The sequence below is a fragment of the Halomonas sp. NCCP-2165 genome, assembly GCF_023708045.1.
Lineage (GTDB): Bacteria > Pseudomonadota > Gammaproteobacteria > Pseudomonadales > Halomonadaceae > Bisbaumannia > Bisbaumannia pacifica.
On record NZ_BRCY01000029.1, the window covers coordinates 1 to 16,124 of the forward strand.

Consider the following 16,124-nt stretch of genomic DNA (forward strand, 5'->3'; position numbering starts at 1 on the left):
GGCCAGGGCAGGGGCGAGGGGGGCGGGACGCTCGCCGCCGGCCTGGAGGGCCGACAGGGAGGCGGCCCGTTCCGGGGCCGCGGCATTCGCGGCGCCCTCGCCATGGCGTGCCGCCGGCTCGCTGCTTAGCCGCCGCAGGGCGCCATCGGCCGGACGGGGCGCCTCGGGCGTGGCCACCAGGGCCAGGCGAGCGGCGATCTCCGCCAGTCGTGGATCCTGGGGCATGGCCTGGGCCGACGCGATGGGCCGCGGGGCGGTAGCCTGTGCCGGCGCGCTGGCCCCCAGCCGCTCGGCCAGGGCCGCCAGCAGTGGGGCGAGGGCCTCGGGGGCCTGGCCTTCGCTCAGGCCTTCGGCCAGGGGGCGCAGCGCCTCGGGGAGCTCGCCGCTTTCCATGTGAGTGGCGAGGTCGGCCAGGGCATCATTAAGCGCCGTGGCCAGTGCCTCGGGAAGCGCGCCGTTGTGCGCATCAGCGGCGAGACCGGCCAGCGCCTCGGGGAGTTCGCCTTCCGCCGAGAGGGCGGCGATGGCATCGTCCAGCAGCTTGGCCAGGGCCTCCGGCTCGAGATCGAGCGCCTGGGCCAGGGCCGCGAGCGCCGGCTCGGCCTCGCCGCCAGCGGGCCGCTGTGCCGGCGTGCCGTTCGCCGTCGGGGCGCCGGTCCGAGTCAGCAGGGCGGCGAAATCCGCGGCCGCGGCGGGGTCGCCGGCGTCGGAGCGGGGCGCGGCCCCGGGGCGGCCGGCCGTCATGGCCAGCAGGGCGGTAATGTCCATCAGTGACCTCCCTGAAGAGAGTGGGGTGTCCGGCCACGCCGCAGGGCGAGCTGGCTGAGTTCGTCATTGAGGCGCAGCTCCTGGCGCTGGCGGACCCGCTCGGCCTGGTCGGCGCGGCGGCTGGCCAGGGTGTCGTAGGAGGAGAGCTTGCGCTGTTCGCCCTGCCACTGCTGCTGGCTGCGCGTCACCTGGCGGCGCTGCTGTTCCAGGGCCTGCTGGGCGCGCCCCATGGCGTCATCCAGGGAGCGCAGGAAATGCTGATAGTTGTGCATGGAGGCGGGATCGATCCCCTCCTGCATGGCCCGTTGCAGGCGCTCGGCATACTCCTGACGGTAGCGTTTCAGGGTCTCCACCTGGGCGACGCCCTGTTGTTCGCCCTGACGCGCCTGGGCCAGCCCCAGGGCGGCCTTGTCGCGGCTCTCCTGGGCGAGTTCGATCAGGGTGTCGAGGGGACCACGCTGACTCATGACGTACCTCCGATTAGCTGGGTCAGGGCCTCTTGGGTGGGGGCGATGGCGGCGCTCTCGTCGATACGCTGCTGCAGGAAGCGCTCCAGGTGCGGGTAGAGCTGCACGGCCTGATCCAGTTGCGGATCGTGGCCGGGGGTATAGGCGCCTACGCTGATCAGGTCCTGGTTGCGCCGGTAACGGGAGAAGAGCTGCTTGAAGTGCTGTGCCCGGGCCTGTTGATCGCGATCGACGATGGCGGTCATGGCACGGCTGATCGAGGCCTCGATATCGATGGCCGGATAGTGGCCGGCCTCCGCCAGGGGGCGCGAGAGCACGATATGGCCGTCGAGGATGGCCCGCGCCGAGTCGGCGATGGGGTCCTGCTGGTCGTCGCCCTCGGTGAGCACCGTATAGAAGGCGGTGATGGAGCCGCCGCCCCGGGCGGCATTGCCGGCCCGCTCCACCAGGCTGGGGAGCTTGGCGAACACCGAGGGCGGATAGCCCTTGGTGGCCGGGGGCTCGCCGATGGCCAGGGCGATCTCGCGCTGGGCCATGGCGTAGCGGGTCAGGGAGTCCATGATCAGCAGCACATCGCGGCCCTGATCGCGGAAGCCTTCCGCCAGGCGGGTGGCGTAGGCGGCCCCCTGCAGGCGTTGCAGGGGCGAGGTGTCGGCGGGCGCCGCCACCACCACGGCGCGGCGGCGCCCTTCCGGGCCGAGGATATTGTCGATGAAGTCCTGTACCTCGCGGCCCCGCTCGCCGATCAGTCCCACCACGATGACATCGGCGCGGGTGAAGCGGGCCATCATCCCCAGCAGCACCGACTTGCCGACGCCGGAGCCGGCGAACAGGCCCATGCGCTGGCCGCGGCCGACGCTGAGCAGGGCGTTGATGGCGCGGATGCCCACGTCGATCTGCTCCTCGATGGGCGCCCGGGACAGCGGGTTGAGGGGCGGCGTGGCCAGGGGCGCATGGGGCGCCTCGGCCAGCGGTTCGCCGCCGTCCAGGGGGCGGCCGTTGCCGTCCACCACCCGGCCCAGCAGTGCCTCGCCCAGGGGGAAGCGCCGCGCGCTCTGGGCGCCCTCACCGAGGGGAAGCACCCGGGCGCCGGGGGTCAGGCCGCTGATCGGCTCCAGCGGCATCAGGAACAGCTGGTCGCCGGAGAAGCCCACCACCTCCGCCTCGGCGAAGCTCTCGGCCAGCTCGATACGGCAGGCGCTGCCCAGGGGCACCTTGAGGCCCACCGCCTCCAGCACCATGCCGGTGGCGCGGGTGATGCGCCCGCTGACCCGGTAGGCGGGCAGCGCCTCGACCCGGCGCCGGGCCCGTCCCAGGGCCTGGCACCAGTGGCGCCGATGGGGGTTGCTAACGGCCTCGACCATGGCGTCAGTCTCCGCCGGGCGCGGCGGCGCGGTGACGCAGGCGTTCGGTGACCGTCTCCCAGCGCCGTTCCCAGGTGGCATCCAGCTCGCCGCTGGCGCTGGTGACCCGGCAGCCGCCCCGGGAGAGGGCGTCGTCGGGTTGCAGCTTCCAGCCTAGGGCGACGAGTTCCTCGCCCAGTACCGGCGTCACCAGGGCCAGGTCGTCGGGATGCAGCCAGAGCCGGGTGCCGCCATTCAGCGGCGGCTCCACGTGCAGCAGCTCGCGCACCAGGTCGACGATCTGCTCGGGGCGTGCCACCAGGGCCTCCCCGGCCAACTGGCGGCCGGTGGCCAGGGCCAGGGCCACCAGCTCCTCGGCCACCTGGTCGTCGAGACCGTCCAGGGCCTCGCGAAAGCTCGCCGCCAGCGACCGCAGCGGGGTCAGTGTCTCCTCCAGGCGCTGTTGCAGCTCCGCCTCGGCGGCGGCGCGCCCCTCGGCGAGTCCCTGGGCATGGCCCTCTTCCTGGCCGCTGGCCAGGCCCGCCCGATAGCCCTCTTCGCGGGCCGCCTGGCGTACCTGCTCGCGCAGCCGGGCCAGCTCCTCGTCACGGCGCCGGCTGGCCTGGCGCTGGGCCTCGCGGCGGCGCCGCTCGCGCTCCGCCGGGCCGGGCCCGGCGGCATCGCTGCCCAGCTCCTCCATCTGCCAGCGGCGCCAGCTGTCGTCCTGGGCGTCGAGGCGACGGGACTCAGACATAGGTATCGTCTCCGCCGCTCAGCACGATCTCGCCGCCGTCCGCCAGGCGGCGCACCACCTGCAGGATCGTCTTCTGCTCGGCCTCCACCTGGGAGAGGCGGATCGGGCCGCGGGCCTCCATGTCCTCGCGAAGCAGCTGGGAGGCGCGCTGGGACATGTTGCGGGTGAACTTGTCCACCAGCTCCGCGGCGGAGCCCTTGAGGGCCACCACCAGGGCGTTGGTGTCGATCTCCTTGAGCAGCAACTGGATGGAGCGGTCGTCCAGGTCGAGCAGGTTCTCGAAGACGAACATCTCGTCGAGGATCTTCTGGGCCAGGTCCTCGCTGTGGGCGCGAATGGTCTCCACCGCCACCTCTTCCTGACTGGTGTTCATCAGGTTGAGGATCTCGGCGGCGGTCTTCACGCCGCCCATCTTGCTGCGCTTGAGGTTCTGGCCGTCGAGCATGCTGCCGAGCACTTCGGTGAGCTCCTGCAGGGCCGCGGGCTGCACGCCGCTGAAGGTGGCGATCCGCAGCACCACGTCGTTGCGCAGCTTGTCGTCGAACAGCTCCAGCACGTCGGCGGCCTGGTGGCGCTCCAGGTGAACCAGGATGGTGGCGATGATCTGCGGGTGCTCTTCGCGGATCAGCTCGGCCACCATCGAGGGCTCCATCAGGTTGAGGGAGTCGATGCCGGAGTTGGTGTTGTGGGCCTCGAGGATATCCTCGATCAGGCTGGAGGCGCGTTCGCCGCCCAGCGCCTTGGTCAGCACCGAGCGGATATAGTCGCTGGAGTTGATGTTCAGCGCCGAGAGCTCCTCGCTGTCGCGGAAGAAGTGCTCCAGCACCCGGCGCATGTCGTTATGCGAGACCTGGTTGAGGCGCGCCATCTCCTGGCTGACCTCCTGGATCTCCTGGGGGCCCATGAACTTCAGCACCTCGGCGGCGCTGTCCTCGTCCAGGGCCAGCAGCAGGATGGCGCTGCGGCGCACGCCGCTCATCTCGGTGCTCGTGGCATTACTCATCGTCGTTCACCCAGCTGCTGAGGATCATGGCGACCAGGCGCGGATCCTCCTGTGCCAGTTCACGCAGATCGTTGAGATTCTGCTCGTAGGCGCCGGCCTTGCGGCGGCGCTTCTGTTCGCGTCCCTCGCGGCCGCCCTCGTCGGCTTCACCGCGGGCCTCGCCCTCGGCCGGCTCGTTGCCGGCGTCGTCCTCGTCGCCGATGCTGGCGAGCAGCTGGCCGGAGGCGCCGGCGGGCACGGCGATGGGCGCCGGCGTCTCGGTGTAGCGCTTGATCAGCGGGCGCAGCACCAGCCAATAGAGCAGCAGGGCGGCCAGCAGCACCAGCACATAGCGGGCGATGCCGAAGATCAGCCCCTGGAGCTCCGGGTCCTGCCACCAGGCGAGCTCCGCGGCGGGATCCTCGGTCGGGGTAAAGGGGCTGTTGACCACCTCCAGGGCATCGCCGCGGGCGGGGGAGAAGCCCATGGCCTGGCGGGTCAGGCGCTGGATCTGGTCGAGCTCCTCGTCGCTGAGGGGCAGGGCCGTCGGCTCCCCCGCTTCGTCGAGGCCGTCGCGATAGTTGACCACCACCGCCACCGAGAGGCGCTCCACCCGGCCCCGTTCGTGCTGGATATGGGCGACGTTGCGATCCACTTCGTAGTTGATCACCCGGTCCTGGCTCAGGCGGGCGTTGGCGGCCTCGCCCTGGGTCTCCTCGTCCTCGGCGACCTCCTCCCCATCCGCGTCTTCCTCGGGCGGGTTATTGATCGGCGCGGGGGCCACCCCCGGCGGGGTATTGGTCAGGGCGCCGGGGATGCCCCGGGCCAGGTCGTCGCTGCCTCGATAGTCGGCGCTGTGCTGCAGGCTGCGCACGGCGGCCCGTTGCGGGTCCTGATTGGGCGCGTAGCGCTCGGCGGTCTCCTCGCGGCGGGTGAAATCCACCTCGGCGGTGACCTGGGCACGCACATTGGCCCGCCCCAGCACCGGGATCAGGATGTTCTCGATACGCCGCTGGTAGGAGCGCTCCACCTCTTGCACATAGTCGAGCTGGGTGCCGTCCAGGTCGCGGCCCGGGCCGCCGGGCTGGGAGAGCAGGCGACCGTTATGGTCCACCACGGTGACGTCTTCGGTGGCCAGTTCCGGCACGCTGCTGGAGACCATATGGGCGATGGCCATCACCTGCCCCTCGCCGAGGGTGCGCCCGCCGTGGAGGGTGAGGATCACCGAGGCGGTGGCGGGCTCGCGCTCGCGGACGAACACCGACTCCTTGGCCAGGGCCAGATGCACCCGGGCCCGGGAGACCGGGCCCAGGGATTCGATGGAGCGGGACAGCTCGCCCTCCAGGCTGCGCTGGAAGTTGATCTGCTCGGCGAACTGGCTGATGCCGAAGGCCTGGCTATCCATCAGCTCGAAGCCGACGTTGCCGCCCTGGGGCAGGCCCTGTTCGGCCAGCTGCAGGCGCAGGGTGTGGACCTGGTCGCCGGGCACCAGCAGGGCCTGGCCGCCCTGACTCAGCTGATAGGGCACACCGCGACTATCCAGTTCGCCGATGATACGCCCGCCGTCGGCCTCGTTGAGGTTGCTGTAGAGGACCCGGTAGTCGGGGCTACGGGCCCAGAGCATCAGGGCCACGACGATGGCCACCACGGCTGCGCCGGCCAACAGCAGGGGCAGCAGGGGGTTGCCGCGCAGCTGGCGTAGCAGGCGCCGCTGCAGGGACTCCTGGGGCGCCTCGCCGCGGGCGGTGGTCCCTTCGCTCATGCGTGCCTCCCGGCGTCAGCGGGGGAGCACGGCGACCAGGCAGTCAGGGCCATGGTGAGTAGCAGAGGGGCATGGGGCATGGTGATATCCATTCATCGCGGTTTGCCGCCCCGGGTGACCGGGCGGAACTGTGATGACCGCCATTATCGGCGTGCCTCACCAGCCCAAAGGTGGGAATAGTCGGGTTTTTCAGTCGCATTTGCCGGCTTGGTCCGAGGGAAGAGGCTGCTAGCCTCCTCTCAGCGTGTCACAGGAGCCGATTTGCCCATGTCCACCCCCGCGATCCATGCCGCCCTGCAACAGATGCAGGGCCTGGCCAGCCAGGCCGCCAATACCGCGCCGAACGCCAGCGCCGCGGCCCAGGGGGGCTTCGCCGCCGAGCTGGCCCATTCCATCCAGCGCATCAATCGCCTGCAGCAGACCGCCAATGCCCAGGTCACGGCCTTCCAGGCCGGCGACCCGGACGTGGCGCTCAACGACGTCATGGTCGATATGCAGAAGGCCAGCGTGGCCTTCCAGATGGGCCTGCAGGTACGCAACCGCCTGGTCAGCGCCTACCGGGACGTGATGAATATGCAGGTCTGATGCGCTCGTGGCCGGTGGTCTGCGAGGGGCTCAGGCCTCGAGGGAGATCAGTCGGCCGCGCATCTCGTCGAGGCGCTCGGCGATGGCCAGGAGCTCTTCGGTGGGGATCTGGCGGATCAGCTCGCCGCTGTCGCGATCGACGATGCGCGTGATGGTGCGGTTACCGGTGTCGGCGAGTTCGAACTCGATGCCATGCTGGCGCATCACCTCGTTGACGCGCTGCAGGGGTTCCACCAGGTCGCCCTCGGCGGGTGGCTCGGCCTCGGCGAGCTGGCCGCCGGCGGTGGGCAGGTGGGCCAGCAGGGTCTCGACCCGCTGGCGCGGGGTCAGGTCATTGAGCGGTGAGCCGGGGGCATGGGCACTGACATCCGCTATCGGGTGACTCATGGTGAAATCCCTCACAGTGGTGGTTGACGTCTTGTTTTTCTTTTCGAATCTATCGGCCGGCGGCGGGGGAACTTTAGCCCTGGCTAATGGTGGCCAAGCGAGAGCCTGAATCATGAATCCCTCCACCCTGATCGGAATCGTCGCCAGCGTCCTGATGCTGGCCAGCGTGGTGCTGTGGAGCGCCGACAGCGCCACCGCCTTCCTCAACCTGCCGGGGCTGGCCATCGTGGTCATCGGCACCCTGGCGGCCACCTTTATCAGCTATCCGCTGCGTGAGGTGGTGCGGGTGGTGCGCCTGGTGGGCCTGGTGTTTCGCCGCGAGAATCACCACGAGCGCGAAGACATCGACGTGCTGGTGGCCCTGGCGCGGCTGTGGTTCAAGGGCGACGTGCGGGCGGTGGAGCGGCGCCTGGAGACCTGCCCCAACCCCTTCCTGCGCACCGGGGTGCAACTGGTGATCGATCACACCGCCGACGAGGAGATCCATGATCTGCTGCGCTGGCGTATCGCCCGGCTCAAGGCCCGGGAGCGGGCCGAGGCGCAGATCTTCCGCACCATGGCCCTCTATGCCCCGGCCTTCGGCATGATCGGCACCCTGGTGGGACTGGTGAACATGCTGGGGGTGATCGAGGCCGGCGAGCTGACGGTGATCGGCGAGCGCATGGCGGTGGCCCTGCTGACCACCTTCTACGGCATCGTGCTGGCCAACCTGGTGCTGAAGCCCATCGCCGTCAAGCTGGAGCGGCGCACCGAGCAGCGCCTGATCGCCATGAACATGATCCTCGAGGGGATCTCGCTGATGTCGCGGCGCCGCCTGCCCTCGGTGATCGAGGAGAGTCTCAATTCCTTTATCGCCCATCACCACGACGAACTGCGCGACGGCCGGGGGCAGGAGGGCGATGCCCCGGCGCCCCGCTGGCGGCTGCGCCGGCGGGCGGCCGCCGCGACCGACGACGAGCGCGGGGCCTCCCATGCCGGCTAGGGATCGCCATCGTCACGACGCCCTCTTCGAGGAGCTCGAGCCCGAGGAGGGGCAGGCGGGCTGGATGCTCAGCTATATCGACATGATGACGCTGCTGGTGGCGCTGTTCGCGCTGCTGCTGTCGCTGGCCTCAGTGTGGCGCGGTCCCGCCGAGGCCAGTCCCGCCGAGGGCGGCGCGCCGCCCGCCGAGCTCTCCTTCTTCGCCCTGGCGGCGGCGCTGGAGGTGGCCGCGGGGCCGCGGGTGCCGGCGCCGCCGCGCCCGCACGGCCGGGATCCTCTCGACCTACCGCGGCCCATCGACTGGACGCCGCCGCGTCCCGCCGCGCCGGCGCCGGCCCTGGTGGTGGCCAGCGTGCCCTTCGCCATGCCGCAGGCGGCGCCGGCGCGGCCGGCCCTGGCCCTCCACGAGGAGCTCGACCCCGAGGCCTGGGACGACCTGACCCTGGTGGTCACCGAGCGGGCGCCGAGCAATACCCGGCGCCTCGATGCCGAGGCCCTGGCCGCCGCCGAGGGGCTCCAGGCCGGAGTGAGCGCTCGCCTCGACGAGGCCCGCGCGCTGCCCAGCCTGGAGGGGGTGGAGATCTCGCCGGTGGCGGAGGGGCTCAACCTGCGCATTCAGGATCGGCTGCTCTTCGACAGCGCCACCGCCGAGCTGAGCGAGGCCGGGCGCGAGCTGATCGCGCGCCTGGTGGCGATCATCCAGCGCTACGAGGGCACCGTCTCGGTGGAGGGACACTCCGACGACCGGCCCATCTTCACCGACCGCTTCCCCTCCAACTGGGAGCTCTCCTCGGCCCGGGCCATCGCCATCCTGCGCCAGCTGGAGGGCGCCGGCGTCGCGACCTCGCGGCTGCGCGCCGTCGGCTACGGGGCGACCCGCCCCCTGGCCGATAACGCCAGCGCCGAGGGCCGCGCCGCCAACCGCCGGGTGGAAGTGATCGTTCACTTATAAGCCGTCGTGACCCGTCGAGGCTGGCCCTTCCAATATGCAAGCGCGGATGCCGGCGGAGCCGAGCCCCCGTCACCCCGCGATAAGCGCATTCCCCCTTTGTTGATCTGCATCAACCCGCATCGGCGATAACTCGCCTACTTTCGTTATTTCGAATGTTTCCTCGACCCAGGGAAGACCTTGTCCAGGAGGGCTGGCCGCTGATAGGCGGTATCCGCCCCAAGCGAGCGATCTGCGCTTAGGATGGATCGTGTCCTGGAGCCCGGCACAATAACAACTAGGGAGTTTTCAGCAGATGCAGGAGCCTATTCGGGGATTGGAGTGCCCGCCAAGCGACCGGCTCGACCCGTTCGCGACCACCGGTGTCGACTGCCGCCTGCTGGCCGTGGCCATCGAGCAGAGCCCGGTGGCCACGGCGATCACCGACGCCGAGGGGCGCTTCGAATTCGTCAATCGGCGCTTTATCGCGGTCACCGGCTACCGCCGGGACGAGTTGCTGGGCCAGACGCCGGCGCTGATCAAGTCGGGGCATACCCCGCTGGCGGTCTACCAGTCGCTGTGGCGTACCCTCGAGGCCGGCGAGGTGTGGCGCGGCGAACTGCTCAACCGCAAGAAGAGCGGCGAGCTCTACTGGGAGGCGGAGATCATCACCCCGGTGCGCGATGAAGTCAGCGGTGCGGTGCGCTATGTGGTGGTCAAGGAGGACATCACCCAGCGCAAGCGCCACGAGAGCGAGCTGCGCCTGCTGGCCACCGCCTTCGAGACCGGCCAGGCGACCCTGATCACCGATGCCGAGATGCGCATCGAGCGGGTCAATGCGGCCTTTACCGCCATCACCGGCTACCGCGCCGAGGAAGTGGTCGGCGAGACGCCGCGGCTCTTCAAGTCGGGGCGTCACGACGACGCCTTCTATGCGGCGCTGTGGGAGGCGGTATTGAGTACCGGCCACTGGCAGGGGGAGATCTGGAATCGCAACAAGGCCGGGGAGGTCTACCCGCTCTGGCAATCGATCACCGCGGTGCGCGACGATAACGGCGAGATCCGCAATTTCGTGGCGGTATTCCATAACATCAGCGAGCGCAAGCGCATGGAGCGCGAGCTGGCCCAGCAAGCGACCCGGGATCATCTCACCGGGGTGCTCAACCGCCGCGGCTTCGATGACGCCCTGGCGGAGGCCCTGGCCGAGGCACGGTGCCTCGACCGGCCGCTGTCGCTGCTGATCTTCGATATCGACCATTTCAAGGCGGTCAACGACCGCTATGGTCATGAGCGTGGCGATGCCGTCCTCCAGGCGTTGGCGCGTCGAGTGCAGGCCTGCCTGCGTTCCAGCGACCTGTTGGCACGCTGGGGCGGCGAGGAGTTCACCCTACTGCTGCCGGGCACCGATGTCCCGGGCGCCAGGGTGATCGCCGAACGGCTGCGCCAGACGGTGGCGAGTGCCCGTTTCGCGGGACTCGAGGTGACCATCAGCCTGGGGGGAAGCCGCTATCGCCGCGGCGACTCGGGAGCCGCATTGCTGCAGCGGGCCGATGCGGCCCTCTATCGGGCCAAGGAAGGGGGGCGGAACCGGGTGGTGATGGATGGCCAAGGCGATCGATTTAGTGTTGAATTCTAATATAACAAGCACAGAATGACCGGCTAAGGAGCCCGAGTATGTGTCCTTCTCAAGGGCTGGTGCCGGAGCGGAAAACGGGCCCGAGCGTCGGGCCGGACAAGCGTCGTCACGGCGCACGGCGCGTGCCCCTGCCCCAGGCCGAGCAGGCGTTTTACGACGCCAGCGAGGCGATGCTGATCACCGATGCCGAGCAGCGCATCCTGGCGGTGAATCCCGCCCTGGAAGCCTTGGTAGGTCACGGCGGCGCCACCCTGCGAGGCGCCTCGCCGGAGGCCATCGTGGCGCCTCGGCAGGGTGCCTCCCAGTGCCTGGCGGACTGGCAACTGCTGCTTCAGCAAGAGCAGGGGCGCCTGGAGATGCAGCTATGCGATGCCCAGGGCGAGACGCGGCCGGTATTGTTCTCCTTCCGTCGGGTGTGCGATGCGGCCGGAAGCCCCTCCCACCATGTGGTGACCCTGACCGCCCTGGATCGTGCCCTGAGCGAGCCCCGCCGGCGCGCCAGTCGCGAGGCCTACTTCGATGCGCTGACCGGGTTGCCTAACCTCAAGCTGCTGACGCAGCTGTTGCAGGACGCCATCGCCCATGCCCAGGGGGGCGGCGATACGCTGGCGGTGTGTTGCCTGGATATCGATCACTTCAAGCGTCTCAATGACCAGTTAGGGGAGCTGGCCGGCGATCGGCTGCTGGCCAGCTTCGCCCGGCGGGTCAGCCAGCTGCTGGCCGGCGACGAGGTGCTGGCGCGTATCGGCGGCGACGAGTTCGTGCTGCTGCTGCATCGCCAGCCCGACGAGGCCTTCCTGGAGCGGCTGCTGACGGCGATTCGTCAGCCGCTACTGCTGGATGGCCAGTCGCTGCGCCTGACCGCCAGCATCGGCGTGACCCTCTACCCCGATGACGAGCAGGAGGGCGATGTCCTGCTGCGCCATGCCACCCAGGCCATGTATCGGGCCAAGCAGCGCGGCCGTAACACCTACCACCGCTTCGATCCCGGTCATGATCGCCAGCTGCAGGCGCGCCAGGCCCAGCGCGAGCGCTTCGCCCGGGCCATCGACAACGACGAGCTGTGCCTCTACTACCAGCCCCAGGTGGACATGGGCAGCGGCCGGGTCACCGGCCTGGAGGCCCTGGTGCGCTGGCAGCATCCCGAGCGGGGCCTGCTGGCGCCGGGGGAGTTCCTGCCGGTGGTGGAGGGAACGCCCCTGGCGGCGGCCCTGGGCGAGTGGGTGATTCACCGTGCCCTGAGCCAGTTGGGGGAGTGGCAGGCGGCGGATATCGAGCTTCCGGTCAGCGTCAATATCAGCCCGGTGCACCTACTGCAGGCGGACTTCATGGCATGCCTGGAGCAGCTGCTGGCGCACCATCCGCGGGTAGCTCCGCAGCGGCTCAAGCTGGAGGTGCTGGAGAGTGCCGCCATGCATGATATCCAGGCCGCCCTGAAGGCGATTCATCGCTGCAAGTCACTGGGTATCGCCACCGCCATCGACGACTTCGGCACCGGCTTCTCCTCGCTCACCTACCTGCGCCAGCTACCGGTGGACCTGATCAAGATCGACCAGAGCTTCGTGCGCGACATGCTGGTGGATGGCAACGACATGGCCATCGTCGAGAGTGTGATCTACATGGCCAAGCGCTTCGGCCGACCCATGCTCGCCGAGGGAGTGGAGACCCTGGAGCATGCCAGGGCCCTGGCCGGGCTGGGCTGTCTACAGGCCCAGGGATACGGCATCGCCCGCCCCATGCCACCGGAGCAAGTGCCCGCCTGGCTGGCCACCTGGCCGGGGCGGGTGGAGTGGCAGCAGCTGGGCTGATTCGGCCACCCCACTGGGTTCCCACAGGCCACCGTCGAGCCACTGGGGTTTTGTAGGAGCACGCTTTAGCGCGCGATGTCTGTCGCCCCGGCGATTGGCGCCATCAGGCGCCTTGGTCTTCCCGGCTAATCACTCGGCCTAGCCGGGTTCCCACAAGGCCACTGCCGAGCCAGTCGGCTGTTGTGGGGGCGCCGCCAGGTACTCCGGGTGGCATGGTAGACTGCATCGGCCGGAGGTGATCGGAGAGAGCCATGGCCAACCACCATGACAACAGCTACAAGTTGCTATTCAGCCATCCGCAGATGGTCAAGGACCTGCTGCAAGGCTTCGTCAAGGAAGCCTGGGTCGAGCGGCTCGACTTCTCGACGTTGCAGAAAATAAGGTTCTTCGCAGATCAGCGTGAAGCCACGACATGGTCGATCTCCAGCAAGCCATTGTAGGAGCAGGCTTTAGCCGGCGATTTTGGCCGGCTTGGCCGATTTACACCTGCTTCCCCATCGCCTGCTGAAGCAGGCTCCTACTACCCCGGCGGCCTTGTGCAAAGACAGGAATTGGCTTTAACCGAGATCCCACCATGGTGTTCACGCCAGAATGCGTTGAACCGAAAATAAGCGGCTCCTATGTCACCGATGAGCTTCGGGACCGCGAGGACGACATCATCTGGCGCGTGCGCTGGGGTGACGACTGGCTCTATGTCTACTTGCTGCTGGAGTTCCAGAGCCGCGTCGACAAGTATATGGCCGTGCGTATCATGACCTACCTTGGCCTGCTCTATCAGGACCTGATTCGCCAGAAGGCCCTGACCCCCGGCGGCAAGCTGCCTCCGGTCCTGCCGGTGGTGCTCTACAATGGCGAGGAGCGTTGGCAGGCGGCCGAAAATATCTCCGACCTGGTGGAGCGAGTCCCGGGCGGACTGGAGCGCTACTGCCCCGAGCTAAGCTATCTGTTGCTGGATGAGGGTGCCATCGTCAATGCCCCCGACTGGTCCGATAGCGAGCGTAATGTGGTGGCGGCCCTGTTCCGCCTGGAACATAATCGCGACGAACAGGACCTGTTGCAGGTACTGGGCACCTTGGTCGAATGGCTCGAGTCGCCGGAGCAGACAGGGTTGCGCCGTGCCTTCGTGGTCTGGATGCGGCGAGTCCTGCTGCCAGGAAGGGCGCCGGGCGTCGAGCTCCCGGAATTCAACGAGTTGCAAGAGCTTCACGAGGTACACGACATGTTGGCCGAGCGTATCAAGAAATGGCCGGAGCGCTGGGAAGAAAAGGGTCGCCAGGAAGGTCTCCAGGAAGGCCGCCAGGAAGGCCGCCAGGAAGGCCGCCAGGAGGGTCGCCAGGAGGGTCGCCAGGAGGGTCGCCAGGAGACGCAGCGGGAAGCGGCCCTCAAGATGATCAAGCGCACCGAGATGAGCGACGAGATGATTGCCGAGATCCTGGGGCTGGAAGCCGAGGCCGTGGCAAGGCTGCGTCGTGACGAGCAGCATTGAGCCTAACTCCCTCTCATCACTCGGCCTAGCCGAGTTCCCACAAGCACCGTCAAGCCACTGAAGTTTTGTGGGAGCTCGGTTTTCCGGGGCCATCACTCGGCACAGTCGAGTTCCCACAAGGCCTTCGCTGAGCCACAGGTTTTGTGGGAGCTCGGATTCCGAGCGATTGGCGCCGCCAGGCGCCTCGGTTTCACTGGCCCATCACTCGGCATAGCCGAGTTCCCACACCACCATCAAATCATCCGGTTTTGTGGCTGGGCGCCGGGCGTCGAGCTCCCGGAATTCAACGAGTTGCAAGAGCTTCACGAGGTACACGACATGTTGGCCGAGCGTATCAAGAAATGGCCGGAGCGCTGGGAAGAAAAGGGTCGCCAGGAAGGTCTCCAGGAAGGCCGCCAGGAAGGCCGCCAGGAAGGCCGCCAGGAAGGCCGCCAGGAAGGCCGCCAGGAAGGCCGCCAGGAGGGTCGCCAGGAGACGCAGCGGGAAGCGGCCCTCAAGATGATCAAGCGCACCGAGATGAGCGACGAGATGATCGCCGAGATCCTGGGGCTGGAAGCCGAGGCCGTGGCAAGACTGCGTCGTGACGAGCAGCATTGAGCCTAACTCCCTCCCATTACTCGGCCTAGCCGAGTTCCCACAAGCACCGTCGAGCCACTGGGGTTTTGTAGGAGCACGCTTCAGCGCGCGATGTCTGTCGCCTCGGCGATTGGCGCCATCAGGCGCCTTGGTTTGCTTGCTAGGAAATTCTTCCTAAAGTTCTCCCGGCGCCGGCCGATAGTAAGGGCAAGAACCTATTTTCTACCTAAGGGAGTCATATCATGCCAGCCATTTCAGCCCTTGGAGTCGGGTCGGGGCTCGACCTGAATGGCTTGCTGGATCAGCTACGCTCGGCCGAACGCCAGAAGCTGCAGCCGATCGTCGACCAGCGCACCCAGGAACAGGCCAAGATCTCCGCTTATGGGCGCCTGCAAACCGGCCTGGATAAGTTCCAGGACGCGGTCAGCAAGCTGAACGATGCCTCCTTCTATCAGAGCATGACCAGCGAGGTATCCGGCGACGGCGTCAATGCCATCGCCGGAGAAGATGCAGTGGCCGGACGCTATGAGGTCAGCGTGACCCAGGTCGCCAAGACCGGGAGCCTGGCGTCTCAGGGTGTGGCCAACAGCGGTGATCCGCTGGTAGGTGCTGGAGGAGACACCTTGACGCTGAGTTTCGAGGGCAAGGCCGACGTCGATATCGCCCTCGAGGAGGGCTGGTCCCTCGACCAGGTGCGCGATGCGATCAATGCCGACCCGGATGCCGGAGTGAGTGCGTCGATCATCAATGACGGCAGTGCGAACGGCTACCGGCTGGTTCTCAACTCTACCGAGTCGGGCTTCGATGCCGGCATCAAGAACATGACCTTTGGCAATACCGCCCTGGCGGAAGACGCCGGTACTCGGATAGCCGGGCAAGACGCCTCCCTGACGATCAATGGCATCGCCATTACCAGCGCTTCCAACACCGTGGAGGGGGCCATTCAGGGCATCACCCTCGAGCTGGATGCTAGCGCCGAAGGCAAGACCGCCACGGTGGTGATCGAGCAGGACAGCGGGGCCCTCAAGGAGGCCGTCCAAGAGTTCGTCTCCGCCTATAACGAGATGAAGTCCACCATCGGGCGCATGACCGCGGTGACCGGCGATGCCGAGACCGCCGGCGAGTTGGTAGGGGATCGTACCGTGCGCAATATCCAGTCGCGGCTTAGCGGTGATCTCGGCGACCTGGTGGTTGGTGGCGATATCGAGCTCTTCTCGCAGTTGGGCATCTCGCTGACGGAGACGGGGCGCCTGGACCTCGACGAGGCCAAGCTCGACGAGGTGATTGCGACCAACCCCCAGGGGCTGGCCGACTTCTTCGCCGGTGATAGCGAGGAGGCCGGTATGGCCGGGCGCCTGGGGGCGACGCTGGATCAGGTGTTGGATAGCGAAGGTATCCTAAAGCGCTCCATCGACGGTTCGGAAGGCCGAGTGGAACGCCTCGATGAGCGTTACCTGAGAACAGAGGAGAGTGTCGAGCGTACCGTGGAGCGTTATCGCAAGCAGTTCGGTCAGCTCGACTCGATGATCGCCCGGATGAACTCCATGAGCGCCTACCTCGGCCAGCAGTTCGATATGTTGAATGCCCAATCAAAGCAGTAATCCACGACCACTTGCCTTCCCGCAGCCTACGGGCCCGATAGCTATCGGGCCCGTGGTGT

The 16,124-nt window shown here is 68.0% G+C and carries 16 protein-coding genes; 8 read left to right on the forward strand and 8 right to left on the reverse strand.

The features are described from left to right. The 6 genes from NFU04_RS13485 to fliF all read right to left on the reverse strand — a co-directional run. Positions 1 to 768 (reverse strand): hypothetical protein (locus NFU04_RS13485; RefSeq protein WP_251309969.1); only part of this gene is annotated, 768 nt, incomplete at its 3' end. Continuing rightward, on the reverse strand, positions 768 to 1,235 hold the full coding sequence (fliJ, locus tag NFU04_RS13490) for a flagellar export protein FliJ (protein ID WP_198057417.1): 468 nt from the start codon (positions 1,233 to 1,235) through the stop codon (positions 768 to 770). The genes NFU04_RS13485 and fliJ, both read right to left, overlap by 1 nt. Then, positions 1,232 to 2,599 carry a flagellar protein export ATPase FliI gene (fliI, locus tag NFU04_RS13495; RefSeq protein WP_251309970.1) on the reverse strand — a complete coding sequence of 456 codons (1,368 nt, stop codon included), beginning with the start codon at positions 2,597 to 2,599 and terminating at the stop codon, positions 1,232 to 1,234. Before fliI ends, fliJ begins: the two co-directional genes overlap by 4 nt. Positions 2,600 to 2,603: 4 nt before the next feature. Then, positions 2,604 to 3,332 (reverse strand): flagellar assembly protein FliH, encoded by a 729-nt coding sequence (fliH, locus tag NFU04_RS13500; RefSeq protein WP_251309971.1) that lies wholly within the window; start codon positions 3,330 to 3,332, stop codon positions 2,604 to 2,606. After that, entirely contained in the window at positions 3,325 to 4,335 is a 1,011-nt protein-coding gene (gene fliG, locus NFU04_RS13505; protein ID WP_251309972.1) for a flagellar motor switch protein FliG, read from the reverse strand. The genes fliH and fliG overlap by 8 nt, the downstream gene beginning before the upstream one ends. Further along, positions 4,328 to 6,076: a flagellar basal-body MS-ring/collar protein FliF gene (gene fliF, locus NFU04_RS13510; protein WP_251309973.1), complete on the reverse strand. Its 1,749-nt coding sequence runs from the start codon at positions 6,074 to 6,076 to the stop codon at positions 4,328 to 4,330. The genes fliG and fliF overlap by 8 nt, the downstream gene beginning before the upstream one ends. A gap of 267 nt (positions 6,077 to 6,343) precedes the next feature. Between fliF and fliE the strand changes: the two genes are divergently transcribed. Beyond that, on the forward strand, positions 6,344 to 6,661 hold the full coding sequence (gene fliE, locus NFU04_RS13515; protein WP_251309974.1) for a flagellar hook-basal body complex protein FliE: 318 nt from the start codon (positions 6,344 to 6,346) through the stop codon (positions 6,659 to 6,661). 30 nt (positions 6,662 to 6,691) lie between these two features. On the opposite strand, the gene NFU04_RS13520 is transcribed toward fliE, so the two are convergent. Then, a complete protein-coding gene (locus NFU04_RS13520; RefSeq protein WP_251309975.1) occupies positions 6,692 to 7,048 on the reverse strand; it encodes a flagellar protein FlaG in 357 nt (118 codons plus the stop codon). A 112-nt stretch (positions 7,049 to 7,160) separates the two neighbouring features. On the opposite strand from NFU04_RS13520, the gene NFU04_RS13525 reads away from it, so the two are divergent. The 6 genes from NFU04_RS13525 (at position 7,161) to NFU04_RS13550 (ending at position 13,888) form a co-directional block, all read left to right on the forward strand. Beyond that, entirely contained in the window at positions 7,161 to 8,030 is an 870-nt protein-coding gene (locus tag NFU04_RS13525) for a motility protein A (RefSeq protein ID WP_251309976.1), read from the forward strand. Next, complete coding sequence (locus tag NFU04_RS13530) at positions 8,020 to 8,982, forward strand: OmpA/MotB family protein (protein WP_251309977.1); 963 nt, start codon at positions 8,020 to 8,022, stop codon at positions 8,980 to 8,982. Before NFU04_RS13525 ends, NFU04_RS13530 begins: the two co-directional genes overlap by 11 nt. A gap of 292 nt (positions 8,983 to 9,274) precedes the next feature. Further along, a complete protein-coding gene (locus NFU04_RS13535) occupies positions 9,275 to 10,594 on the forward strand; it encodes a sensor domain-containing diguanylate cyclase (protein ID WP_251309978.1) in 1,320 nt (439 codons plus the stop codon). A 38-nt stretch (positions 10,595 to 10,632) separates the two neighbouring features. Next, positions 10,633 to 12,402, forward strand: coding sequence for a putative bifunctional diguanylate cyclase/phosphodiesterase (locus tag NFU04_RS13540; protein WP_251309979.1), 1,770 nt, complete (start codon positions 10,633 to 10,635; stop codon positions 12,400 to 12,402). 251 nt (positions 12,403 to 12,653) lie between these two features. Next, complete coding sequence (locus tag NFU04_RS13545; protein ID WP_251309980.1) at positions 12,654 to 12,842, forward strand: Rpn family recombination-promoting nuclease/putative transposase; 189 nt, start codon at positions 12,654 to 12,656, stop codon at positions 12,840 to 12,842. 134 nt (positions 12,843 to 12,976) lie between these two features. Continuing rightward, a complete protein-coding gene (locus tag NFU04_RS13550) occupies positions 12,977 to 13,888 on the forward strand; it encodes an Rpn family recombination-promoting nuclease/putative transposase (protein ID WP_251309981.1) in 912 nt (303 codons plus the stop codon). 201 nt (positions 13,889 to 14,089) lie between these two features. On the opposite strand, the gene NFU04_RS13555 is transcribed toward NFU04_RS13550, so the two are convergent. Continuing rightward, positions 14,090 to 14,482, reverse strand: coding sequence for a hypothetical protein (locus tag NFU04_RS13555; protein ID WP_251309982.1), 393 nt, complete (start codon positions 14,480 to 14,482; stop codon positions 14,090 to 14,092). 224 nt (positions 14,483 to 14,706) lie between these two features. On the opposite strand from NFU04_RS13555, the gene fliD reads away from it, so the two are divergent. Beyond that, positions 14,707 to 16,065: a flagellar filament capping protein FliD gene (gene fliD, locus NFU04_RS13560; protein WP_251309983.1), complete on the forward strand. Its 1,359-nt coding sequence runs from the start codon at positions 14,707 to 14,709 to the stop codon at positions 16,063 to 16,065. Positions 16,066 to 16,124: the final 59 nt, after the last annotated feature.